The 559-nt window shown below is 44.4% G+C and carries 1 pseudogene; it reads right to left on the bottom strand.

Annotation, left to right across the window (positions count from 1 at the left end):
- Positions 1-288 precede the first annotated feature (288 nt).
- Positions 289-559: pseudogene (locus R7Q11_RS28435) on the bottom strand (aspartate aminotransferase family protein); the annotation flags it as partial.

Raw genomic sequence — 559 nt, 5'->3', positions numbered from 1 at the left:
CAGCACGAACCCTTTATTACTTTGCACCGGCTTTCCTTTCAGCCTTATGACACAGCTGAATTGGGAAGGGGTAAATGACCTTGTTATAATGACTACAAATCAGTCGGTTATCAATCAAGAGATGAAAAATGGGTTGTTGTAACGGCGATAAGAAATGTAAATCTGAGAAGAAAACCAAACGTATTCCGTGGTTTGGCATTGTTCTAGGCGTGTTAGCTGTCTTGGTAATTTTGAACCGGCAATAAAAAAGGACCTTCCGGTCCTTTTCTTATAACTTGCGTATAGGGCTTATTTTGCTTCTGCCGCAATGATTGCAAAACAGCGATCCGCCGCTTCTAGTGTCGCGTCGATCTCTTTTGAACCGTGCGCTAGAGACGTAAAGCTTGCTTCGAATGCTGATGGCGCAAGGTATACGCCGTGATCTAGCATTAAGTGGAAGAAACGCTTGAATCGTTCGATGTCGCACTTAGTTACGTCTTCGTAGCAAGTTACTGTTTCTTGGTCAGTGAAGAAGAAGCCGAACATGCCGCCCACTTGGTTAACAACTAGTGGGATACCG

Source organism: Vibrio sp. 970, from assembly GCF_033339075.1.
The sequence above is the reverse complement of the archived record's forward strand: the minus strand, read 5'-3'. Positions and strand labels throughout refer to the sequence as shown.